Genomic DNA, 25202 nt, shown 5'->3' with positions numbered 1-25202 from the left:
GAGGCTCTTCAACTATAATTTCGTTCTATATCTTCCGTTTTTTCCAGGAACTATACGCATTTTCAATATCGCGGGCATAGGTCTGGTACGATTCCGGCTCTTCTTTACCTAATCGTATAGCCTTTGCCGAGAGGTTGGCTGCCATTTCGTATTCTTTGTTTAAAGCGTATAGTTTGGCTTTTACCCAGTTATTGAAAAATGTCTCTTTAATAGCGATAGATTTATTTACCAGTTCCAGTGCCCGCTGATGTAGCTCTTTCCGGGAAACCATGTAATCCGCGCATTGTGCCCAGATGTACCAATCGTCCGGTTCTGCTTTCTTTAAGGCTTCTTCTATATTGGCAAGCGCCTTTTTCTCTATTTCAGTTTCTATGCGCAACGAGATCTGAGAGTTTTCCCAGGTTAGATGCATAAAACCCGTGTTTGTTCCGATATCTGAAAAACTGAACTGCATTGTTTCGTGGAACTGTACAGGTTTAGGCGTTACGCGCAGGTAGGCCACATCCTGTAACTCATCATATCCTTCCAAGCCCCACAACGTCGTATCGCGGTTCAGTACAATGTTCCACACACTGTCGCTTTCCGGAAGTATGAAGAAAGAATATGTACCGGCAGGAACACGCTCCTGGTTTAGGAACAGCTCATCAGTAAAAGTAATGAGAGTTGCTTCGTTGGCGCCGGCCCTCCATAGTTTGCCATAAGGAACCAGGCCGCCAAACACCTTACGTCCTTTAACACCGGGCGCATGGTAGCTAACAGAAATATCTGTTAGCCCTATAGTTTGTTTGATAAAAGATTCAGGACTTGGTTGCGGCAATTTGACCTGTGCTTTGCTTACAGAGGCAATGGAGAGTAGTAAAACGAGAAACAGTAGACTTAGCAGGTACTTTTTCATGGGTAAAAAACAGTTTTTTATTATAGATACAGGTTCTTAACTACCCGTAAAAACCTTGCCAATTATTAGATCAGCACAAACATTTGCAAAGGTATAAAACATTAACCTAAACCATATTAACAAGTTTATCATTCAAATTAAACTTTATACTTCTTCGACTATTGTTATAAATCAGTTCACCCTTCATTATGTGCTATTCACCTGCCAGTGCTGTTGATCTACATTATTTACAAAACAGCATGAACTTAATACAACTTTTTCTTATTTAATTTGTATAAACCTTACAAATTACACTTAAATCAAATCATAATTATATTTATTGACTCTTTAATCAAGATTTTAAATTAAAGAGTGGAATCTTATTCGTGTTGGCTTTTATCTCAAAAGCTTTAGCGGGTAAAGTATATCCTTCTGTGCGCTATAGTATAGCTATGGTGAGTTAAATGAAGTTCAGTTTTACAGTTATAAATAACCCTTTACACTATGTATGTAAGAAGTTTACTCATTCAAAACTCATATTTAAATCAGGCTTATCAGCGATTGTTGCTGATCCTGATTTTTATGTTGTTCGCCCTGGTTGGTGTTCAGGCACAAAATGTCTATACCAATGCTGGCCTGGCTGTTCCAACCGTAACCTCAGATAAGGATGACTATGCTCCAGGAGAGATTGCCATCATAACAGGCACAGGCTGGAAACTGGATAGCTTAGTTGATATTCACCTGGAAGAAGACCCTGCCCATGATCACCATCATAGTTACCATGATACTAAAGTTAATGCCGATGGTACCTGGCGGATCGAGTATCCTATTGAAGAGCGGCATCTGGGTACTAAGTTTACGGTTATAGTTGATGGTAAGCAAACTGGCTATCAGGGGTTGGCTTATTTTACGGATAATGGCCCTTTCTCGGCTACTATTAGCCCAAGCACAGGGAATGTCTCGGCTAGTAATCAAACTTATAGAATAACAATTAAGAATGAAGCTACTTCTGGTAATCCTCAGTTAGGTTCATTTAGAATTAAGCTCCCTGCAAGTTTTGGAACACCGTCTGATATAAATATTACTGCTTCTGGAACATGGAACCTGGCAGGTACTAATGGTTATATTAATGGTTACAATTCTACAGATAGATATATTGGTATCACAGCTGACAAAAACTCTGACAGGTTAACAAGACAAAATACCTTAACACTTGAGTTCAAATCGAATAATCCCAATACTGCAGGGAACTATGAATTCACGACTGAAGCAACTGGCAATATCGGTATGGACTTTAGCAATGCATTAGGCACCCTAGCTACAGGTGCTTCACAACCTCTAGTTAGTATTAATAAGTTAACAACTTCGTTAACTGTTAATTCAGCTACAAGTCAGTTTGCGGGTACTACATCACTTTCAGCAGTTTTACAATCCAACTCCTTACCTATTGCGAATAGAGAAATATTTTTCCTTTTAGACGGGAACTCTGTCGGATCAGCATTTACAGGAGTTGATGGAGTTGCTACACTGGCTGATATTTCAGTTAATGGAATTAATGTAGGAGTACATGCTAATAAGATTTCAGCAAGTTTTGCAGAGGATGGAAGTTATTTAAGTAGTAATGGAAGTGCTCAGTTGACTATTATTAAGGCTGAAGCTATTATAACTTTATCAGATTTAGAACACACCTATAATAGCAGTCCTAAAACCGCTACTGCCACCACAAACCCTGCTGGATTAACCGGAGTAACTATAAGCTACAAACCAGAAAATGCCGATGAGAGCAGTTTTACCACAAATGCGCCTGTAAACGCAGGTACCTATGATGTAAAAGCTGTACTAACTAATGCAAACTATACCGCAGCACCTGTTACCGGCACACTCATCATTAATAAAGCCAACCAAACTATAGCCTGGAATAATCCAGCCAACATAACCTACGGAACAGCACTTTCTGCAACTCAGCTTAATGCCATATTATCAGCAGGCGATGGCGCTCTTACTTATTTAACGGCTTTGAACACAGTACTTGACGCTGGCAATGGGCAAACACTTACCGTTACCGCTGCTGCAACTACAAACTATAACCAGGCGCAGGCATCTGTAACTATAAATGTATTAAAAGCTAGTCCGGTTGTAAACCTTACAGTTGGTGGACCTTATACATATGATGGTAATGCGAAAACTATAACCAGTGCTGAAGTAACAGGAGTAAACAGTACTAACCTGGGCTCTGCAACCGTAACTTACAAACAAGGCGAAACAATTGTAGCAGCGCCAACCAATGCAGGATCTTACGAGGTGCTGGCCACTTTTGCAGAAAACACAAACTATAACGCAGCTCAGGCTACCGGCACACTCATCATCAATAAAGCAGAAGCAAGTTTTGCTGTTTCTGATGTTACCGGTAAAGTTTATAATGGCGCAGCGCAACCAATAACCGTTTCAACTGTACCTTCCGGTTTAGCTGGTGTGTCGGTTAAGTATCTCCAGCATAGCAACGAAGTACAGGCCTCAGCAGTGGTTAATGCAGGAGACTATACTTATGAGGTGTCGCTTGATAACCCGAACTATGCAGCCGCACCGGTCAGCAATTCTTTCACTATTGCTAAAGCTCCATCTCAGACAGTTATTACCATAAATGGCAGTTCGTTCACTTATACAGGTGCACCAATTGAGCCTGCCACGGTTAGCGTTACAGGCGCAGGCGGTCTTAACCTTTCGCCTGGGGCTACTTACAGCAACAACACTAATGCAGGTGATGCTACGGCCAGTTATAGTTTTGCCGGCGGCGCCAACCACGAACCATCATATGACAGCAAAACTTTTACTATAGGCAAAGCTACATTAACTATAGCTGCTTCTAATGCTACCAGAATTTACGGAGACCAGAACCCTGCATTTGCGGGTTCTATAGTTAGCGGCAATGTTCAGGGCGAGAGTTTTGCTGTAACAGCTGGTTCTGCTGCTGACGCAGCTTCTGGAGTAGGAACATATCCTATAGTTCCGGAAGTAACAGGTGCCACACTGGCTAACTATACGGTTGTGAAAAACAATGGCACGTTAACTATAACTGAACGGCCAATAACCATAACTGCAGATGCCGGCCAGACCAAAGTTTACGGAGAGAACGACCCGGCTACATTTACCTATCAGATAACCGCAGGCAACCTGGTTAATAATGACCAGTTGTCCGGCGTATTAGCAAGAGATCCCGGAAATGATGTAGCAGCCTATACCATTACACAAAACACGTTAGCAGCTACAGCAAACTATACGCTAACCTATGTCGGCGCTTATTTTACTGTTACGCCACGTGCTGTTACCGTAGCTGCTGATGCAAAAAGTAAAGTCTATGGCTCCGTTGATCCGGAACTGACCTATACTGTAAGCTCCGGCTCAGTAATTACCGGCGATAACTTTGACGGTGAACTGCAACGCGCACCGGGTGAAAATGTGAACACATATACTGTTACTTTGGGCTCGTTAAGCCTGGGCAGCAACTATACACTGAGCCTCGCTCCAGGTGCGCTATTCACCATCACACCAAAATCTCTGGTAGCTTCTATCTCGGCTTCTGATAAGGTATATGACGGTAACGATGTGGCAAGCGCAAACGGTAGCGTTCCTGCTGCTGATGTAGTTGGCAATGATAATGTGGAAGTAACTGTAAGCAATGCCAAATTTGATACTAAGAATGCCGGGCAGGGTAAAACTGTTACGGCAAATGTAACTATCAGCAATACTAACTATAGTTTGAGCAATACCTCGGCATCAACTACGGCTAACATCACAGCAAAAGACATAACAGGCTCGTTCACGGCTGCTAATAAGGAGTATGATGGCAACGAAACTGCTAATATAAATGGTTTAAGTCTGGCAGGTGTTATCAGTCCTGATGAAGTAGGGCTGACGGACGGAACAGCTACATTTGCGGATAAAAATGCTGGCACAGGCAAAACAGTAACCTTAACAGGTGCATCGCTGAGCGGCGCCGATAAAGACAACTATAACCTGACCTCAGTATCCACGACTACAGCCAGCATCTCCCGAAAACCTGCATCGGTAAGCCCTTCGGCTAACTCAAAAGTTTATGGTGAAGATGATCCGGATTTGCAGGGCACTTTAAATGGCTTTATCGCTGCTGATGGCATAACAGCTAACTACAATCGCGCAGCAGGTGAAAATGTAGGAAATTACGCGATCAGCGCAACTTTAAATCCAGCTACAGCGCTAACCAACTACGATATTACCTACAACCCGGCCAGCTTCGAAATAACCAAAGCTACACTTACAGCCACAGCAAACATTAAAACCCGAATTTACGGAATTGCTAACCCTGTGCTTGATGGTGTACTGACCGGTGTTAAAAATAACGACAACATAACGGCAAACTATAGCACCACTGCACAACAAGGCTCTGACGTTGGTCCATACCCGATTACAGTTAGCTTAAATGACCCTGACAATAAGCTGGGTAACTATACTGTAACTAAAAATGATGCGGTACTGACCATTACACAGGCTCCTGCCACTATAGCTTTAACCGGTCTGAGCAAGGTTTATAACGGTCTTGAGCAAGGTGCTGTAGTTACGACTTCTCCGGAAAATATTGCCGTAACAGTTACTTACAATGGTGCAGCAGCACTGCCGAAAGCAGCCAGATCTTATGCAGTTACAGCTGCGCTGAATAACAGTAACTATGCGGCAGAAAGTGCTACAGGCACACTGGTTATCGCGCCAAAAGAACTGACAGCAACATTAGCTAACCCGGGTAAAGTTTACGATGGCAACACAAATGCACCTGGTACAACAGCTACCTTAAATGGTATGATTTCCGGTGACGAAGTAACGACAGTTATAACAAATGCTGCGTTCAGTTCGGCTAATGCAGGCGACAGAACAGTAAGCGCTACGGTTTCGCTTAGTGGTGCCGATAAAGACAACTATAGTTTAGGAAATGTTAGCATCGCAAACGCAACTATAGCGCCTAAAGGGATAACTGCACAGATTACAGCCGGTAACAAAATGTACAACGGTAATGATGAGGCCAGTGCAACTGGTAACGTACCTGCTGCTGATGTAATTGGTAATGATATAGTGGAGGTAACGGTAAGCAATGCAAGGTTTAATAACAAAGATGTTGGCACAAACAAGCCGGTTACCGCTAATGTAGCTATCAACAATGCAAACTATAAACTAAGTACTTTATCAGTAGCCACAACCGCCGATATTACGCCGGCACCGCTCACTATAACGGCACCAAGCATGAGCAAATACTGCGGTCAGGCCGATCCGTTGACTGATTATAATTGCAATGTTTCGGGAGCAGTTCCTGGGGAAGTAATTTCAGCAACCTATACTATCAGTGGCACAAGCGTAGTTCCGGCCAGTAACGACCCTAAACTCAGCAACTATACGCCTACTTATGTAGACGGAGTACTTACCATCAACGGCCTTAGTCTTGATGCCAGCGACGCCAGTATCCCGCGCAGTATCCATGAAGATGTCATCATTAATGTTACTGTAAAAGATGGCGCTACCGATATTGCAGGTGTAACTGTTGATCTCATGTTTGAAGGTGTAGTTAAAGCCACTGCTGTAAGTAATGCATCAGGTGTGGCCACCTTTAACCTGGGTAAGCTTGCAGTTAATGTGTATGCAGTTACGGTATCGGCAGGAGGGGGAAGCTGCTCTGTATCTCCTGTGGTTTATCTGCCAGTTTACGACCCGGATGGCGGGTTTGTAACCGGCGGAGGCTGGATCAATTCTACAGCAGGATCGCTGGTTGGCTCTGAAGCTACCGGTAAAGCAAACTTCGGATTTGTGGCCAAATACAAGAAAGGTAGTAGCCAGGTTGAAGGCAATACCGAGTTCCAGTTCCAGTCAGGTAACATCAACTTTAAGAGTTCTGCTCACGATGCCGGAACGCTGGTAATATCAGGTGCCAAAGCAACATACAAAGGTACTGGTACTATAGCCGGCCTTTCCGGAACATTTAACTTTATGGTTGCAGCTACCGATGGCCAGGTATATGGCGGTGGAGGATACGACAAGTTCAGGATCAAGATCTGGAGTGGCGGAAATGTGATCTATGATAACGGAAAAGGCGCAGCAGAGAACGCAGAGCTCGGCGATGACACAAAACTCGTCGGGGGCTCTATCGTAATCCATGAAGTTAAATCTACTTCGAAAGGTACTAAGCTGGAAGTGGCCAAAGCCGTGGAAACAACCGAGTTCTACAATTATCCGAACACATTCACCGACAGAACAACGATCGCTTTCAGCCTTGAAAAAGAAGAAAGCTATATTTTGGAAGTTTATGATATGCGAGGTTCCCTCATTAAAAAAATAGACATGGGTGTAGCCAAAGCCGGTAAGGTTTATGAGTACGAGTTTGATGGCAACAATTTATCAAAAGGTATCTACATAGCCCGGCTTGTAACACCATCCGGAGCCAGATCGATTAAGATGTTGCTGAGTAAATAAGTTAGTTTAACTCCCAAACTATAAAGTGCCGGTTTCTTATGGAGGCCGGCACTTTATTTTTATTCAGATCCAAAACTTTTCCAGCACTTTATAGTTTAAACCAAAATCCTGCTTACTTTTGCAGCATACAATGCGCAACACCACGTTACATAGCATCCTTTCTACTCCGGCAACTTCTGTTGCCTGTGGTACTGCTGCGCACGTACATCATTTCCATCATTCCTCGTAAGAGGAATCATATAAACATATAGCCCCCGTTGGGTGTACACCCATTTTATACGTTGCAGGAAGCAGGGTATAGATCGCCTTTATTTTCATTTTCAGAACAAATTATATGCTTCGTATAGCTATCCAAAAATCAGGCAGACTCAGTGACGATTCGCTTAAACTTATCCGTGAGTGCGGAATTTCTTTCATCAGCAGCAGCCTGAAACTTAAAACAGAATCAACCAATTTTCCGCTGGAGATACTCTTTCTTCGCGACGATGATATACCAGGTTATGTAGCCGACGGTGTGGCTGACATTGGTATAGTTGGCCAGAACGTGCTGGTAGAAGAAGGCATGCAGGACCTGACCGTTGAAGAACTCGGTTTTTCTAAATGCCGCCTGTCGCTGGCCGTTCCGAAAGCCGACAACTATAGTTCTATCGAAGACCTGAACGGGAAAAACATCGCTACCTCTTACCCGAATCTTTTACAGTCTTACCTGACAGAGCGAGGCGTGCAGGCCAACATTCATACTATAAGCGGGTCAGTAGAAATAGCCCCAAGTATAGGCCTGGCAGATGCGATCTGTGATATAGTTAGCTCCGGTAGCACCCTTATCAGCAATGGCCTGAAGGAAGTGGAGCGTGTATTTAAATCGCAGGCCGTATTAATAGCTAATAAAGAGCTGAGTGATGAAAAGCGTGAGATACTGGAGAAACTGTTGTTCCGGATAAACGCCGTACAGCGTTCTCAGCGCTCCAAATATATCCTCTTGAATGCCCCTAACGATAAAGTAGCCGAGATATCGAAACTGTTGCCTGGTGTAAAATCGCCAACTGTATTGCCGTTGTTGGAAGAAGGCTGGAGCTCGCTGCACTCGGTTGTAAATGAAGACGATTTCTGGGATATCATCGAGAAACTAAAAGCTACCGGCGCACAGGGCATATTGGTTGTTCCAATCGAGAAAATGATCATCTGATGAAAAAGCTACTTTACCCGGAAACTATAGTTTGGTCCGAGCTGGCAAAGCGCCCTGTAAAAGACCTGCAGGAACTGGAGCCTACTATACGCAGCATTTTCAAGTTGGTGCAGGAGCAGGGTGACGAAGCCTTGTATCAACTGGCCGAAAAATATGATGGCAAGCGACCTGATGCTTTACTGGCTACTCCCGAAGAACTGGCTGCTGCTGAAAATGAAGTAAGTGCGGAGCTGAAAGCTGCCATTTTGCAGGCTTACAGCAACATACAACTTTTCCATTTGCAGCAGGCCGAGCAGATGCCTGTTGTTGAAACGATGCCCGGCGTTAATTGCTGGCGCAAAAGTGTCGCCATCGAGAAGGTTGGACTTTACATTCCGGGTGGCACGGCCCCGCTTTTTTCTACGCTGTTGATGCTTGGGATTCCGGCTAAGATTGCTGGTTGTAAGCAGATTGTACTTTGCACGCCGCCATCCAAAGAAGGTACTATTCACCCGGCTATCCGGTACACAGCTGCTTTACTTGGCATAGAAACTATAGTAAAAGCAGGTGGCGCACAAGCCGTAGCTGCTATGGCGTTTGGTACGGAAAGTGTGCCGGCTGTAAGTAAGATATTTGGTCCGGGAAACCAGTATGTAACTATGGCGAAGCAGATGGTTACGCAACTGGGTGTGGCCATTGATATGCCGGCAGGTCCGTCGGAAGTGCTGGTGATGGCCGATGAAACGGCTGATCCTGCTTTTGTAGCTGCTGATCTGCTTTCGCAGGCCGAGCACGGTCCAGATTCGCAGGTGGTATTGCTGAGCACATCCGAAACTATAGTTGACCAGGTGATAGCTGAAATTGAGAAGCAACTACAGGAACTCCCACGCGAAGCAGTTGCGGCGCAGGCACTGGATAACAGCATGGCTATAGTTTTAGAAGACGCACAGCAGATGTTGGATTACTCGAACCTGTATGCACCCGAGCATCTGATCTTGGCCATTAAAGATCTGCAAACTATAGCCAATGGCGTGGTGAATGCTGGGTCGGTTTTCCTGGGCAACTATACACCCGAAGCGGCCGGTGATTATGCTTCCGGTACAAACCATACCTTGCCGACCAATGGCTATGCCCGTGCTTACAGCGGCGTGTCGCTGGATAGTTTTGTTAAGAAAATCACGTTCCAGCATATCACAACAGAAGGCTTGCAGAACATTGGCAGAACAATAGAAGTTATGGCCGAAGCCGAAGGGTTGCAGGCACACAAAAATGCAGTAAGTATCCGATTAAAGAAACTATAGATGTTTGACTTACAAAGTATAGTTAGGCCGAATGTATGGCGCATGAAACCTTACGCCTCGGCCCGCGACGAATTTAAAGGCACTGCCAGCGTGTACCTGGATGCCAACGAAAATAACCTTGGTAGCCTTGCTGGCAACAACTATAACCGCTACCCGGACCCTCACCAGAAAGCCCTTAAAAGCAAAATAGCAACTATAAAAGGAGTGAAGCCATCGCAGATTTTCCTGGGCAATGGCTCCGACGAAGCAATAGACTTGCTGTTCCGAATGGTTTGTCGTCCGGGCCAGGACCGCGCTCTGTTTTTACCGCCAACCTATGGCATGTACGAAGTTTCGGCTAACCTGAACGACGTGCAGCTTGATACAGTGCAGCTGACTGCGGATTTCCAGATACCGGTGGCCGATGTGTTACGAAATGTGAAGCCCGAAACAAAACTGATATTTATCTGCTCGCCTAATAACCCGACTGGTAATTCTATCAGATCGGAAGACATCGAAGCAGTTCTCGATAATTTTGACGGGCTGGTTATAGTTGACGAAGCGTACATTGATTTTTCGGATGAGCCAAGCTGGACCACGCGCCTGCAGGATTTTCCGAACCTGGTTGTACTGCAGACTTTCTCCAAAGCCTGGGGAATGGCTGGCTTGCGCCTGGGTATGGCCTTTGCATCCGAAGAGATCATCGCCCTGCTCGACAAGATTAAGCCTCCGTACAACATAAACGAAGCTACACAGGACCTGGCGCTGAAAGCATTAGACCAGGACGAGCAACTGAAGTACATGATCGAAGAGATCATCCAGGAACGGCAGATGCTGGAATCGGCTTTGTCAACCCTGCCTATCGTTGAGAAATTGTATCCATCTGACGCCAATTTTATACTTGTAAAAGTAAAGGACGCCAACGCTCTGTATCGTTACCTGTTAGATAAAGGAATTGTAACGCGCAACCGCTCCAGCGTGCCCGGGTGCCAGAATTGCCTGCGCATATCCGTTGGCACCACCGACGAGAACCAGCAACTATATCAGGCAATGTCAAATTTTGAAATTTAGAAATATTAGACAAAGGACCGTTTGACAAAGGACAAAAGACTATACGCCTTACGCTCTTTCGGATTTGCAATCCGAAAGTTTATGACCAGCGGATTTGTAATCCGCACTAGCATAGGCGGTAGCTAAAAGCAACAAAGCGGATTACAAATCCGCAGTTAAATGGTTCCGGATTGCAAATCCGAAACAGCTATAGTTGTTCTTTTGTCACACATTCCTTTGTCACAAAGGCATAGAAAGAAAATGAAAAAAGCATTATTTATAGACCGTGACGGTACCATTTTGGTTGAGCCGAAGACCGATTACCAGGTAGACTCTTTTGAGAAGTTTGAGTTTATCCCTAAGGTGATCCGCAACCTGCACAAAATATTTACTGAGCTCGACTACGAGTTTGTGATGGTTACCAACCAGGATGGCTTAGGCACCGATTCTTACCCGGAAGATACCTTTTGGCCGTACCAAAACAAGATGCTGGACATCCTTAAAAGTGAAGGCATTGAGTTTTCGGATATCCTGATAGACCGCAGTTTTGAGCACGAAGGACTGGAAACACGCAAACCGGGCATCGGTATGATGAAAAAATTCCTGGAAGGTGAGTACGACCTGGCCAACAGTTACGTGATCGGTGACCGTTTGACTGATGTGCAGCTGGCCAAAAACCTTGGCTCAAAAGCTATTTTGTTGGCTGAATTTGAAAGCGATGAAGCAGCCCTGAATACCAACGATTGGGATGAGATCTATAGTTTCCTGAAACTGCCGCCACGCAAGGCAACTATACGCCGCCAAACTTCCGAAACCGACATCCTGATAGACCTGAACCTTGACGGCACCGGAAAATCAGATATCAAGACCGGGCTTGGTTTTTTCGACCATATGCTGGAGCAGTTGGCCCGCCATGGTAATGTGGACTTAACTATAGCTGTAAAAGGTGACCTGCATATTGACGAGCACCATACCATTGAAGATACCGGGCTCGCCCTTGGCGAAGCTTTTCTGGCTGCTTTAGGCGATAAAAAAGGCATTACACGCTATGGTTTTTTACTGCCGATGGATGATGTGCTGGCCCAGGTGGCCATTGATTTTGGCGGCCGTCCGTGGATAGTATGGGAAGCAGAGTTTAAACGTGAAAAAGTAGGGGATATGCCAACCGAAATGTTCTTTCACTTTTTCAAATCGTTCTCTGATACATCAAAATCAAACCTGAACATTAAAGCAGAAGGGCAGAACGAGCATCACAAGATAGAGGCTATCTTTAAAGCTTTTGCCAAAGCCATCCGTATGGCCGTGCACCGTAACCCCAACGACAATACACTGCCGTCAACCAAAGGGGTGTTATAGTAGTTTAATAATCAGTATTTTTGATTGTCCTTTGTGTAAGCTGGCTAACTATAGTTTAAAAATAAAAACGAAGTATAGTTTGCTTTTGTAAAATCAGGGCTTACATTTGTGACATCGCAACTATAAGCGCTGCGACTTTAAAAAGAACATGATCCAGAATCTTCATCTTACTGCATGGTGGTGGCACGTTACTCAAAGTATCGTGAACAGACCGGCTATGCAGTTATTGATGAGATAACAAAGTCTATAGCCAAAGGTATCAAAGGCCTGCTGTTCACCTGAACAGCAGGCCTTTTTTTATTTTTAGCCCAAACCAGAACCATGCGAAACTATAAATTAACTACTACCTACAAACGCCTGCTGGCCGATACGCTGACCCCGGTAAGTGTGTACCTGAAACTGCGCGACAGATTCCCGAACAGTATTTTACTCGAGAGCTCTGATTATCATGGTGCCGAGAACAGCTTTTCCTATATCTGCTGCAACCCAATGGCAACTATAAAAGCCGAAAATGAGCAGCTGACAATGCAGTTTCCGGATGGCAATGTAGTGCAGGAAACGATAACTAAAGACACAGATGTGCCAGGCCAGCTGGCTGCTTTTGCCCAGAGTTTTGAAGTAGAAAAAAGCAGTTTCAGCTTTATAAATAATGGCTTGTTTGGCTACATGAACTATGATGCCGTGCGCTATTATGAAGACATCGATCTTAACCTTCGTGAAAATCGTACCGGCATTCCGGATATCTATTATGCCGTTTACCGCCACATCATCGCTATCAATCACTTCACTAACGAAGCTTACATTTTTGCGCACAACTATAACCAAGGCGATGATGATGGTATTGCGCAACTGGAAGCTCTGCTGAATAGCCGCAACATCCCAAACTATAGTTTCCGGACAGATGGTGAAGAAAATTATAACATCAGCGCTGAGGATTTCCTGGAAAATATTGAAAAGGCAAAACAGCACTGCTACCGTGGCGATGTGTTTCAGCTGGTATTGTCGCGCAGGTTTGAGCAGGCTTTTAAGGGTGATGAATTTAATGTTTACCGCGCACTTCGTTCAATCAACCCGTCGCCTTACCTGTTCTACTTCGATTATGGCAGCTTCAAGATCTTCGGTTCTTCACCGGAAGCACAGTTGGTTATTAAAGATCAGAAGGCAAGTATTTTCCCGATTGCAGGTACTTTCAGGAGGACCGGTGATGATGCCGCAGATGCTGCTTTGGCTGAAAAATTATTAGCCGACCCGAAAGAAAATGCCGAGCATGTGATGTTGGTAGACCTTGCCCGAAACGACCTGAGCCGCAACGGCCATAGTGTAAAAGTAGAGACCTTCCGCGAGATACAATTCTACTCGCACGTCATTCACCTGGTGTCTAAAGTAAGTGGCACGCTGCATAAACAGGAAGACGCTCTTAAAATGGTTGCCAGTACATTTCCGGCCGGTACGCTTTCCGGTGCACCCAAACACAAAGCCATGCAACTGATAGACAAATACGAAACTACAAACCGTGCTTTTTACGGCGGCTGTATCGGCTTCATGGACTTTAACGGCAACTTCAACAGCGCCATCATGATTCGCTCTTTCCTGAGCAAAGATTACAAACTATACTACCAGGCAGGCGCGGGCATTGTAGCTGCTTCCGACTCACAAAGTGAGTTGCAGGAAGTAGACAATAAACTGATGGCTTTACGCAAAGCACTAACTATAGCACAGGAGATCAACTAAGATGAAAGTACTGGTAATCGACAACTACGACTCATTTACTTATAACCTGGTGCACCTGCTGCAGGAGTTGGGAGCCGACGTAACGGTTCGACGCAACGACAAAACCACTTTAGAAGAAGTTGGCAACTATAGCAAGATCATGCTTTCGCCAGGACCAGGAATACCAGATGAAGCCGGTATGCTGAAAGAGATCATAAGAACATTCGGTCCTACCAAAAGCCTGTTCGGTGTATGTCTGGGACATCAGGCAATAGGCGAAGTATACGGCGGCAAGTTGTTTAACAGCAACGAAGTATGGCACGGCATAGCTACCCCGGTCAGAGTTATCTGTGAACAGGAAAAGCTTTTTAATAACCTGCCAAAGCAATTCAATACCGGCCGCTATCACTCGTGGCTTGTGGAGCAGAATTTACCCGATTGCCTGGAACCGACTGCAGTTGATATAACAGGAAATATCATGGCGCTACGACACAAAGAATATGATGTACGAGGCGTACAATTCCACCCCGAATCGGTGCTGACGGAGCATGGCAAGGAAATGATTAAAAATTGGTTAGAAAGCTAGACGCAACATGAAAGAGATACTAAACCATTTATTCGAACATAAAACACTGAGCAAGGAGCAGGCGCGTGAGGTGCTGGTTAATATTGCCGCTGGTAAGTATAATCAGAACCAGATATCAAGCTTTCTGACAGTATATATGATGCGCAGCATTACTGTGGATGAGTTGGAAGGCTTCCGTAATGCACTTCTGGAGCTTTGCCACCGCGTAAACTTAAGTGCTTATAACCCGATTGACCTTTGCGGTACAGGCGGCGATGGCAAGGATACCTTTAATATCTCCACGCTTTCATCTTTTGTAGTGGCAGCCAATGGCATACCTGTTGCGAAACACGGTAACTATGGGGTTTCGTCTTCCTGCGGATCATCCAACGTACTCGAGGCGCTAGGAATAAAGTTTACCACAGATACAGATGCCCTGGAGCGAAGCATAGACAACTATAATATCTGCTTTTTGCACGCGCCGCTGTTCCACCCAGCCATGAAAAGTGTTGGCCCGATCAGGAAAGACCTGGCTGTAAAAACCTTCTTTAACATGCTGGGTCCGATGGTAAATCCTGCTTTCCCGAAGCTGCAGATGGTAGGCGTTTATAGTTTAGAGCTGGCCCGCATGTATAGTTACCTGTATCAGCAGCAGCCTGAAGTTAAATACAGCATCATCCATAGTTTAGATGGCTACGACGAAATCTCCCTGACCAGTCCTTTTAAAGTAATTTCCGATAAGGAAGAATCACTGCTGGATGCAGAAGCACTTGGTTTAAAAAGGCTTCAACATGAGCAGATAAAAGGCGGAGCAGGTATAACCGAATCAGCTGAAATATTTGTGAAGGTGCTGAAAGGAGAAGGAACAGCTGCTCAAAATGCTGTAGTTGCCGCTAATGCAGGAATGGCCATCCAATGTGCGCGGCCTGAATTTAAAACTATTGATGCTGTTGCGCTGGCTAAAGAAACACTTGAATCAGGAAGGGCTTATAGTTTATTTAACAAGTTAGTAAATGATAAAAATGTGGTAGCGGTTTAATTTTTTTAATCCCTACATCTCAAACTTACAACTCAAAAGTCATGAATATACTAGACGAAATTATTGCTCATAAATACAAAGAAGTAGCTGAACGCAAAGAACTATACCCAGTAAAGTTGCTGGAAAAAAGCCTGTATTTTGAAACACCGTGCCTTTCGCTGGAGCGTTACCTGTTGCGCCCGGATAAAAGCGGCATCATAGCTGAGATCAAGCGGAAGTCTCCGTCTAAAGGCGATATAAACCCTTACGTGTCGGTAGAGCGCACTTCAATTGGTTATATGCAGGCAGGTGCTTCTGCTTTATCAATCCTTACTGACTCTAACTATTTTGGAGGGAAAAATGAAGACCTGACTATAGCCCGAAAATTCAATTACTGCCCGATCCTGCGCAAGGACTTTACAGTGGATGAGTACCAGATCGTGGAAGCGAAATCTATCGGAGGGGATGCCATACTGCTGATTGCTGCCGCACTGGAATCTGCGCGGTTGAAAGAGTTAGCCGCTTTTGCTCGATCATTGGGTTTAGAAGTGCTGCTTGAAGTTCATAATAAAGAAGAACTTGACGAGTCGTTGAATGAGCATGTAACTATAGTTGGCGTGAATAACCGCAACCTGAAAACATTTAAGACCGATATTGGCTTATCGTTTGAGTTGGCACAGTACATTCCGCAGGGCATTACCAAGGTTTCTGAAAGTGGCTTAAGCCAGGCGCAGTCGCTGGTGGATTTGCAGCAGGCAGGCTACAATGGTTTTCTGATCGGGGAGACCTTTATGACTGATAGTCGTCCTGAGCGTGCTGCAGCAGCTTTTATAAAAGAACTACGTCAATTACAGGAGTTAAAACAACAAGTAGCATGAAGGTAAAAGTTTGCGGCATGCGCGACCCGGAGAATATTAGGCAGGTTGCAGCATTAGAGCCAGACTTTATGGGCTTTATCTTTTACGAAGGCTCCAAACGCTACTGTCAGAACTCTATTACTCCTGATCTTCTGGCGGAACTGCCGGCAACTATAAAAAAGGTAGGTGTATTTGTGAATGAAACTACGGAAACTATACTGCATACCGTACGCAATTATAATCTTGATTTGGTACAGCTGCACGGCCGCGAAACTCCCAGGCAATGCCAGGAGATTAAGGACTCTGGAATTGAAGTAATAAAGGCTTTCTCGGTTGACGACAGTTTTGTTTTTGAAAATACGCTACTCTATGAGCGAAGCTGTGATTATTTCCTGTTCGATACGCGGGGCAACAACTATGGCGGCAATGGTACTGTTTTCGACTGGGAGATCCTGAAAGGCTATTTGTCACCAAAATCCTACTTCCTGAGTGGCGGACTAAACCTGGAGAACCTGAAGAGCAGGGAATTTGAAAGGATCCGGCCGAAACCGTTTGCCCTTGATGTGAACAGCGGCTTTGAGTTGGAGCCGGGGGTGAAGGATGTGGAGCAAGTAAAGGAGCTGATCAGTTTTATTAAAGAGAAGAATTAAAAACTGTCATCTCGACGATAGGAGAGATCTGAATCAAAAAAGTATCAGATTTCTCCCGCCGGTCGAAATGACAGCTAAAGTATAAATGACAACAGCCACATATTAGTCTTGTGTCTAACGTCTAAAATCTAACGTCTAAAACATGAATTATAACGTTGACGAAAACGGCTTTTACGGCAAATTCGGTGGTGCTTATGTACCAGAAATGCTGTATCCGAATGTGGAGGAGCTGCGCCAGAATTACCTGAAGATCATGGCTGAGCCGGAGTTTCAGGAAGAAATGCAACTGTTGCTAAAAGATTATGTTGGCCGGCCTACGCCGCTGTATTTTGCCAAACGCCTGTCTGAGAAATATAATACCAACATTTACCTCAAGCGCGAAGACCTGAACCATACCGGCGCACACAAAATTAACAACACGGTTGGCCAGGTACTGATGGCAAAGCGACTTGGAAAAAAACGAATTATAGCTGAGACCGGTGCAGGGCAACATGGTGTGGCTACAGCTACGGTTTGTGCTTTAATGGGCCTGAAGTGCATCGTGTATATGGGTGAAGTAGATATTGAACGTCAGGCACCTAATGTTGCCAGAATGAAAATGTTAGGTGCCACCGTGGTGCCTGCCACCAGCGGCAGTAAAACCCTGAAAGACGCTACCAACGAAGCCATCCGCGACTGGATCAATAACCCGGAAGATACTTACTATATCATTGGTTCTGTAGTTGGTCCCCACCCGTACCCGGATATGGTGGCCCGTTTCCAATCCGTGATATCAAAAGAGATTAAAGCGCAGCTGATGGAGAAAACCGGCAGCGAGAACCCGGATTATGTGGTGGCTTGTGTTGGCGGTGGCAGCAATGCAGCGGGTGCTTTTTACCATTACCTGGACACCCCGGAAGTAAAACTGGTAGCCGTAGAGGCAGCTGGTTTAGGTGTAAATTCCGGTGAGTCGGCAGCTACTTCAGTATTAGGTCGTGAAGGAATCATACACGGCAGCCGCACCTTACTGATGCAGACAGAAGACGGTCAGGTAACAGAGCCATATTCTATTTCTGCTGGTCTGGATTACCCGGGAGTTGGGCCGTTGCACGCACACCTGCACCAATCTGGCAGAGCTATTTTCGAAAGTATAACCGACGACGAAGCGCTACAGGCCGTGCTGGAACTGACAAGGCTGGAAGGCATTATTCCTGCCCTGGAAAGTGCACACGCCCTGGCTGCACTTGGCAGAATCGGAGCTAAGCCCGATGAAGTTATAGTTGTGAACCTGTCTGGTCGCGGCGATAAAGATTTAACCACCTACCTAGACAGATTTGAGCTGCATGGAAAATAGAATCAAGAACCTTTTCGAAAAAAAGCCGCAGGGGCTGCTGTCTGTCTACTTCACGGCAGGTTACCCAAACCTGGAAGATACTGTACCGATCATCCTGGAGTTGGAGAAAAATGGCGTGGATCTGATAGAAGTTGGAATGCCTTTTTCGGACCCTTTAGCTGACGGACCAACTATACAGCAAAGCAGCGAAGTTGCCCTTCGCAATGGCATGACCATTCCGAAATTGTTTGAGCAGTTAAAAGATATCCGTCAGCACACGCAGATTCCGTTGGTACTGATGGGTTACCTGAATCCGGTGATGCAGTACGGTATGGAGCGCTTTTTACTGAAAGCTAAAGAGATCGGTGTAGACGGCATTATCCTTCCGGATCTGCCTTTATCGGACTATGTGCGGGAATACAAGGCTTTGTTTGAGCAGCATAACCTGAGCAAGATATTCCTGATAACGCCACAGACACCGGAGCAGCGCATCCGCGAGATCGATAGCCATACGAATGGTTTTGTGTATATGGTTTCGTCGGCATCGGTAACGGGTAGCACCAATGGTAATGCAGTAGTCAACACCGATTATTTTGAGCGGGTAGGGCAGATGGGGCTCCGAAATCCGGGCATGATTGGCTTTGGAATTCACAACCGCGATACGTTTTCGCAGGCCTGCAACCATGCGCGAGGCGCCATCATCGGCAGTGCATTTATAAAGGCGCTAGCCCAGGAAGGTAGCCTGCAGCAAAACATCCAGACATTTATCCAAAGCATTAAACAAGAAGTATGATCATACAATTGCAGCAAGGTATACCTGCTGAACTCAAAGAGAACATCCTGCAGCAGATAAAGGCTGTTGGTTTTAAAGGCAACGAAGTGCTGACCCAGGAAGGCCATTATATAGTTGGTATTGGCAAGAAGGATTTTGATATCCGTACTATTGGCCAATTACCCGGCGTGGCAGACATTCACCGCGTGTCGGATGAGTATAAGCTGATCTCCCGCAAATGGAAAGTAGAACCAACCCGAATTGACTTGGGTGATGGCGTAGTGATCGGTGAAGGTCAGTTCAGTATCATGGCTGGTCCGTGCTCCATCGAAAGCGAAAAGCAAATTGAGCTGGTGGTGCAGCACCTGGTAGAGAATAACGTGAAGATCATGCGCGGTGGTGTTTTCAAACCGCGTAGCTCGCCTTATGCATTCCGTGGATTGGGGCTGGAAGGCTTGCAGATGTTTCACCGCATTTGCCGCGAGAATGGCATCAAGATTATAACAGAAGTAATGCAGGTTTCGCAAATTGAGGATATGGTTGATTTTGTGGATGTGTTCCAGGTTGGAGCCCGTAACAGCCAGAACTTTAATTTGCTGGACTCTTTAGGCGAAGCGCAGAAACCGGTGTTGTTGAAACGTGGCATTTCCGGAACTATAGAAGAACTTTTGCAAGCTGCCGAATACATCTTCTCGAACGGAAATGAGAAGATCATGCTGTGTGAACGCGGCATCAGATCTTACGAAAACGCTTACCGTAACGTGCTGGACCTGAATGCTGTACCAGTGCTTAAAGCCAAAACCCACCTGCCGGTTATAGTTGATCCATCGCATGGCATCGGCCTACGCGATTATGTAGAAGAAATGTCGTTGGCTGCAGTAATGGCCGGAGCCGATGGCGTTATCTACGAAACACATCAGAAGCCGGAAGAAGCTTTCTCGGATGGACAGCAAACGGTAAACTTCAAAGAATCGGAGAGACTGATAAAAAGAATGCGACAGGCGTATAGTTTGCGTGAGAGTTTTTAAGCGCTAGCAAAAGTCCCCCTTTGAAGGGGGTAGGGGGATGTTGATCATGCACGAGTAAACACCCCTATTGACTAATGGTCGCAAGTTTCGAACTCTCGTTCTCACTTGTCCTCAAGGGGACAGTATCTCGAACTATAGTTGGGCCTCTGGACAAGTCGGATTACATACGCATGCCTAGAATTATTTTTAAGACCTCGCAGCGTGCGCAGCTCCTGCGAGCGTCTGGCTTAGGATAGGCCTTTGCTTCGTAGTATTAGACGCTCGCGGGTCGTAAAGACGCCGCGAGGTCTGTAAAGAAAAAAGCCCGGTGCAATTAAGTACCGGGCTTTTAGTTTTAGTTGCTCGCTGGTTTCAATGTTTCATCTAACCATTTAAAGAACTCACGCTGCCAAACGATGGCATTTTGCGGCTGCAGTACCCAGTGGTTTTCATCCGGTAAGTACAACAGGCGGCTCTTAATGCCTTTCAGTTGTGCTAACTGGAATGCCTGTAAGCCCTGCTCGATACCAACCCGGAAATCCTGTCCACCCTGAACTATAAGAATCGGTGTATCCCATTTGTTGGCTTGCTCGATCGGGTTATACTCTTTGTAAGTTGCAGGAGCTTTGTTTTCCCAGTAAGGACCTTTCAGTTCGTTGTTGGCAAAGAAAAGCTCTTCGGTAGTGCCATACCAGCTGCGCATATCAAACAAACCGTCGTGTGCAATAAAAGTCTTGAAGCGACCATCGTGCAGACCGGCCAGCATAAACACCGAGTAACCACCGTAGCTTGCACCCACAGCACCAAGTCTGTCTTTGTCTACATACTTTTCTTTAGCCAAGTCATCAATGGCAGTAAGGTAATCGCGGATAGGCTGCCCACCCCAGTCACCGCTGATCTGGCGGTTCCACTCGTCGCCGTGGCCCGGCATACCGCGTCTGTTTGGCGCGATAACGATGTAGCCATTGGCTGCCATTAGTTGCATGTTCCAGCGGTAAGAGTAGAATTGCGTCAGTGCCGACTGCGGACCGCCCTGGCAGTAAAGCAGTGTCGGATATTTCTTGTTCGGGTCAAAATCTGGCGGATAAACTACCCACGAGAACAGGTCTTTGCCATCGCTGGCTTTTGTGATGCGCGGCTCTACTTTGCTTTTCTCTAATTTGCTATAGATCGGCTCGTTCACCGTGGTCAGCTGCGTCAGGTTACCTGATTTCAGATCAACTCTGTATAGTTCCGGTGCATGGTTCATGTCGGTGCGTGTCACAATCAGGTTGTTTCCTGATTGTCCAACTATGCTACTCACGTCAAACTGGCCTTTGGTTACCTGTTTAATGTTTTTTGCAGAGAACTTGCCTAAGTTTTTCGGAAGTGCTATTTCGTATAGTTGAATAGTGCCTTTGGTAGGCGCTACAAACCAGATCTTGCTGCCGTCTTTGCTCCAGGTAAAGGAGTTTATAGTTTCGTCCCAGTCTTTGGTCAGGTTATATTTCTGGCCGGTTTTGGTATCGGTAACTATAAGCTCATTTTGGTCGGCTTCGTTTCCGTCTTCATCCATTGCCAGCCAGGCCAGTTTAGAACCATCAGCATTGTACTCAGGATGCGTATCGTAACCCGGGTTTCCTTCTGTCAGGTTGGTGGTTTTACCAGAGGCCAGGTCGTAACGGTAAATGTCGGTATTGGTGCTTACAGCGTAATCCTTTCCGAACTTCTTTTTAGTTACATATAGTATCGCTTTGCTATCCGATGTCCAGATCATGTCTTCCTTGCCACCGAAAGGCATTTGCGGTGCATCGTGCGGCTCGCCTTTCATGATGTCGGTTGGCGTACCAATCTTACCATCGTTATAAGGAGCAAAGAAAACGTGACTGAATTTGCCGTCTTCCCAGGTATCCCAGTGGCGGTAGTTCAGGTTGTCGTATACATAGGCATTGGCTTTCTTTAGTTCAGGATAAAGATCCGAGCTGTGCATTTTCTTTACTTCCACTTCGCTGGAGAACATGATGTGTTTTCCATCAGGTGAGAAGCGCACATTGCTCAGGCCGCCTTCAAAGTTAGTCAGTTGTTTTGGCTCGCCTTTGCCACCGGTAAGCTGCCATAGTTGCCCTTTGTGCAGATAAACTATAGTTCCGGCTTTGTCGATGTGCACTATACTTTCGCCACCTTTGGTGGAGGTTAGTTGCGTAGGCTTGCCACCAGTTACAGGTAACTGGTAGAGATTGCGCTCGCTGCTGTTCTCATCCATGTTAACATAGCTCACGCCATATATCACCGATCTGCCGTCGGGTGTAACGGTCTCAGCTGAAACACGCCCCAGTTTCCAGAGCAGTTCCGGGGTCATGCGCTGTTGTGCCTGCGCCATACCCACGGCAAACACTCCAGCAAGTAGAAGTATCTTTTTCATAATCCAAATGTAGCCGAAATGCTATAGTTACACGAAGAGATCTCAATATTTTTTAGGTAGTAAACTATAGTTATTCTATATTTGCAGCAATGAAAGGCACAATGGCTCATATGCACCATCATCATGCACGAAGCAACAGTTTCGGAGCCGCCTGCCTATGGATTAGCTTATAGTATATAACTATAGATATTCAAAAGCCTGACTCCGAAACGAGTCAGGCTTTTTTGTTTTAGATCAGGATTTGCAGGATTAAAAAGGATAGACAGGATTTAAACTATAGCTCAAAAATATAGCTTTTTCGGATCTGCAATCCGAAAGTATAGTATTCGCGGATTTGTAATCCGCAAAAGCACAGGCTAATAGTTCAGATAAAAAGCGGATCATTCTTAGAGTCGGATTACAAATCCTGATAGTAAATACTTCCGGATTGCAAATCCGGAAGAGCAGAGTTACAAATCCGTAACAGCTAAACTATAGCTTAATGATAAATAAACAGTAAACAAGAACTATAGATTATGGTTGTAGCCCTGTTACATTCATAATTCGTAATTTCTAATTCATAATTATAAAGAATGAACTTAGTTATAGTTGATTACAAGGCCGGTAATGTGCAGTCGGTGATGTTTGCGCTGGAACGGTTGGGCGTGCAGGCCACGCTGAGCGCTGATTTCGAAACTATAAAGGCAGCCGATAAGGTGATCTTTCCGGGAGTAGGCGAAGCTTCATCGGCGATGGCGCAGCTGAAGGCCCGTAACCTGGATAAACTGTTGCCAACGCTGGAGCAGCCATTTTTTGGTGTTTGCCTGGGCATGCAGTTGCTTTGTCAGCACTCCGAAGAAGGCAATACCGATCTGTTAGGCATCATTCCGTTGCCGGTAAAACGGTTTGAGATTGATTTGAAAGTGCCGCACATGGGCTGGAACCAGTTAGAGCAACTTGCTTCACCGTTGTTCGCAGGTATAAATGAAGGCGACTATGCTTACTATGTGCACAGTTATTATGTGCCGGTGAGCGAGTATACTATTGCGCAATCGTCTTACCCGGAGCCTTTTTCAGCAGCCTTACACTATAAAAACTTTTACGCAGCGCAGTTTCACCCGGAAAAGAGTGGCCCTGCCGGCTCACAAATCCTCAAAAACTTTTTAGCCTTATGATGGAGATCATCCCAGCGATAGACATAATTGGCGGACAGTGCGTGCGCCTTACCGAAGGCGACTTTTCCCGCCAAACCACTTACGACAGCAACCCTTTAGATGTAGCCAAACGCTTTGAAGCTGCAGGTATAAAACGTCTGCATTTAGTGGACCTGGATGGCGCAAGAGCAAAAAAACCGGTGAACCTGGCCGTGCTCGAGACTATAGCAGCCAATACTAATTTAACTATAGATTTCGGTGGCGGGCTGCAATCTGATGAAGCGCTAAAACAGGCTTTTGATGCAGGAGCTACACAGATAACAGCTGGCAGCATCGCCGTACGTGAGCCTGAAACTGTAAAAGAATGGTTGTTTAACTTTGGCGCTGAAAAGATTATCATCGGGGCTGATTTTAAAGGGACCAACATTGCCATCTCTGCCTGGACCGAAGAAAGTAAATACCCACTGCAGGATTTCATGTCGGGTTACCTTAAAACCGGGGCCCGTATTTTTATTTGCACCGATGTAAGCAAAGACGGAAAACTGCAGGGGCCATCAATCAACACATACAAGCACCTGAAGCTTACCTTGCCAAATGCGCAGGTTATTGCCAGCGGCGGCGTTACAACTATAGATGACCTGGAGCAATTGCAGGAAATCGGAGTTAAAGGTGCTATTATTGGCAAGGCTATTTACGAAGGTACCATTTCATTAAAAGACCTGGAGCGATTTATATGTTAACCAAACGCATTATTCCCTGCCTCGATATAAAGGACGGACGCTGTGTAAAAGGCATACAGTTTGAAAACATTCGTGATGCCGGAGACCCGGTGGAACTTGCCAAATGGTATGCAGCCCAAGGTGCCGACGAACTTGTTTTCCTGGATATTACCGCTACTAACGAAGAACGTAAAACCTTTGCTGAACTGGTTAAAGATATAGCCCGCCACATTGATATTCCTTTTACAGTTGGCGGCGGTATTAGCGCTGTGTCTGATGTAGAGGTTTTACTACAGGCCGGAGCCGATAAAGTATCCATCAACTCAGCTGCCATCAAAAATCCGGAACTTGTAAAAGATCTGGCTAGCCGTTTCGGGAGTCAGTGCGTTACGGTGGCAATTGATACGAAATATACTGAAGCTACCGGCTGGAAAGTGTATACCCGCGCCGGAACTATAGAAACGGAACATGCAACTATAGACTGGGCAAAAAAAGTAGTTGAACTGGGCGCAGGAGAAATCTTACTTACCAGCATGAACAACGACGGCACCAAAGCAGGATTTGCGCTGGATATTACGAAAGCAGTTTCAGAAGCCGTTACGGTTCCGGTTATTGCTTCCGGTGGAGCAGGTACGATGCAACATTTTGCCGATGCCTTTGAAAAAGCGCATGCCGATGCTGCGTTGGCTGCCAGCCTGTTCCATTTCCGCGAACTGGAGATTCCGGATCTGAAAAATTTCCTGAAAGAGCAGGGCGTAGACGTAAGAATATAATTCTAGCGCCGGAATCTTTCCGGTGCCTAAGCGTGTGCGTGAGTCTCCAGACTCACTGTTGCAAACTATAG

General features: G+C 45.6%; 18 protein-coding genes. 16 read left to right on the top strand and 2 right to left on the bottom strand.

Annotated features, from left to right (window positions below):
* Positions 1 to 25 precede the first annotated feature (25 nt).
* Complete coding sequence (locus tag ABS362_RS11420; protein ID WP_350412613.1) at positions 26 to 895, bottom strand: DUF2911 domain-containing protein; 870 nt, start codon at positions 893 to 895, stop codon at positions 26 to 28.
* Positions 896 to 1378: 483 nt separating this feature from the next.
* Between ABS362_RS11420 and ABS362_RS11415 the strand changes: the two genes are divergently transcribed.
* From ABS362_RS11415 to ABS362_RS11355, 13 genes are all read left to right on the top strand, one after another.
* On the top strand, positions 1379 to 7363 hold the full coding sequence (locus tag ABS362_RS11415; protein ID WP_350412612.1) for an MBG domain-containing protein: 5985 nt from the start codon (positions 1379 to 1381) through the stop codon (positions 7361 to 7363).
* A gap of 334 nt (positions 7364 to 7697) precedes the next feature.
* On the top strand, positions 7698 to 8549 hold the full coding sequence (gene hisG, locus ABS362_RS11410; protein ID WP_350412611.1) for an ATP phosphoribosyltransferase: 852 nt from the start codon (positions 7698 to 7700) through the stop codon (positions 8547 to 8549).
* A complete protein-coding gene (gene hisD, locus ABS362_RS11405) occupies positions 8549 to 9829 on the top strand; it encodes a histidinol dehydrogenase (RefSeq protein WP_350412610.1) in 1281 nt (426 codons plus the stop codon). The genes hisG and hisD overlap by 1 nt, the downstream gene beginning before the upstream one ends.
* The gene (gene hisC / locus ABS362_RS11400; RefSeq protein WP_350412609.1) at positions 9830 to 10879 is read left to right on the top strand and encodes a histidinol-phosphate transaminase; all 1050 of its coding nucleotides are present in this window, start codon (positions 9830 to 9832) and stop codon (positions 10877 to 10879) included.
* Positions 10880 to 11119: 240 nt separating this feature from the next.
* Positions 11120 to 12214, top strand: coding sequence for a bifunctional histidinol-phosphatase/imidazoleglycerol-phosphate dehydratase HisB (gene hisB, locus ABS362_RS11395; RefSeq protein ID WP_350412608.1), 1095 nt, complete (start codon positions 11120 to 11122; stop codon positions 12212 to 12214).
* A 321-nt stretch (positions 12215 to 12535) separates the two neighbouring features.
* Positions 12536 to 13945 carry an anthranilate synthase component I family protein gene (locus ABS362_RS11390; protein ID WP_350412607.1) on the top strand — a complete coding sequence of 470 codons (1410 nt, stop codon included), beginning with the start codon at positions 12536 to 12538 and terminating at the stop codon, positions 13943 to 13945.
* Between the two features lies 1 nt (position 13946).
* On the top strand, positions 13947 to 14510 hold the full coding sequence (locus ABS362_RS11385) for an anthranilate synthase component II (protein ID WP_350412606.1): 564 nt from the start codon (positions 13947 to 13949) through the stop codon (positions 14508 to 14510).
* 7 nt (positions 14511 to 14517) lie between these two features.
* Positions 14518 to 15528: an anthranilate phosphoribosyltransferase gene (gene trpD / locus ABS362_RS11380; protein ID WP_350412605.1), complete on the top strand. Its 1011-nt coding sequence runs from the start codon at positions 14518 to 14520 to the stop codon at positions 15526 to 15528.
* A 41-nt stretch (positions 15529 to 15569) separates the two neighbouring features.
* A complete protein-coding gene (trpC, locus tag ABS362_RS11375) occupies positions 15570 to 16385 on the top strand; it encodes an indole-3-glycerol phosphate synthase TrpC (RefSeq protein WP_350412604.1) in 816 nt (271 codons plus the stop codon).
* Entirely contained in the window at positions 16382 to 17014 is a 633-nt protein-coding gene (locus ABS362_RS11370; RefSeq protein WP_350412603.1) for a phosphoribosylanthranilate isomerase, read from the top strand. Before trpC ends, ABS362_RS11370 begins: the two co-directional genes overlap by 4 nt.
* Before the next feature lie 142 nt (positions 17015 to 17156).
* Complete coding sequence (trpB, locus tag ABS362_RS11365) at positions 17157 to 18347, top strand: tryptophan synthase subunit beta (protein ID WP_350412602.1); 1191 nt, start codon at positions 17157 to 17159, stop codon at positions 18345 to 18347.
* Positions 18337 to 19119: a tryptophan synthase subunit alpha gene (trpA, locus tag ABS362_RS11360; RefSeq protein ID WP_350412601.1), complete on the top strand. Its 783-nt coding sequence runs from the start codon at positions 18337 to 18339 to the stop codon at positions 19117 to 19119. The genes trpB and trpA overlap by 11 nt, the downstream gene beginning before the upstream one ends.
* Positions 19116 to 20126 (top strand): bifunctional 3-deoxy-7-phosphoheptulonate synthase/chorismate mutase, encoded by a 1011-nt coding sequence (locus tag ABS362_RS11355; protein WP_350412600.1) that lies wholly within the window; start codon positions 19116 to 19118, stop codon positions 20124 to 20126. The genes trpA and ABS362_RS11355 overlap by 4 nt, the downstream gene beginning before the upstream one ends.
* A 334-nt stretch (positions 20127 to 20460) precedes the next feature.
* Here ABS362_RS11355 and ABS362_RS11350 read toward each other — a convergent pair whose 3' ends face one another.
* Positions 20461 to 22506, bottom strand: a complete 2046-nt coding sequence (locus tag ABS362_RS11350; protein WP_350412599.1) for a S9 family peptidase — start codon at positions 22504 to 22506, stop codon at positions 20461 to 20463.
* A gap of 572 nt (positions 22507 to 23078) precedes the next feature.
* Between ABS362_RS11350 and hisH the strand changes: the two genes are divergently transcribed.
* The 3 genes from hisH to hisF are packed head-to-tail and all read left to right on the top strand — an operon-like array spanning position 23079 to position 25131.
* Positions 23079 to 23660 carry an imidazole glycerol phosphate synthase subunit HisH gene (gene hisH, locus ABS362_RS11345; RefSeq protein ID WP_350412598.1) on the top strand — a complete coding sequence of 194 codons (582 nt, stop codon included), beginning with the start codon at positions 23079 to 23081 and terminating at the stop codon, positions 23658 to 23660.
* Positions 23657 to 24379 carry a 1-(5-phosphoribosyl)-5-[(5-phosphoribosylamino)methylideneamino]imidazole-4-carboxamide isomerase gene (hisA, locus tag ABS362_RS11340; RefSeq protein ID WP_350412597.1) on the top strand — a complete coding sequence of 241 codons (723 nt, stop codon included), beginning with the start codon at positions 23657 to 23659 and terminating at the stop codon, positions 24377 to 24379. Before hisH ends, hisA begins: the two co-directional genes overlap by 4 nt.
* The gene (gene hisF / locus ABS362_RS11335; protein ID WP_350412596.1) at positions 24373 to 25131 is read left to right on the top strand and encodes an imidazole glycerol phosphate synthase subunit HisF; all 759 of its coding nucleotides are present in this window, start codon (positions 24373 to 24375) and stop codon (positions 25129 to 25131) included. The genes hisA and hisF overlap by 7 nt, the downstream gene beginning before the upstream one ends.
* Positions 25132 to 25202 lie beyond the last annotated feature (71 nt).

The organism is Pontibacter populi (genome assembly GCF_040278685.1).
Lineage (GTDB): Bacteria > Bacteroidota > Bacteroidia > Cytophagales > Hymenobacteraceae > Pontibacter > Pontibacter populi.
The sequence above is the reverse complement of the archived record's forward strand: the minus strand, read 5'-3'. Positions and strand labels throughout refer to the sequence as shown.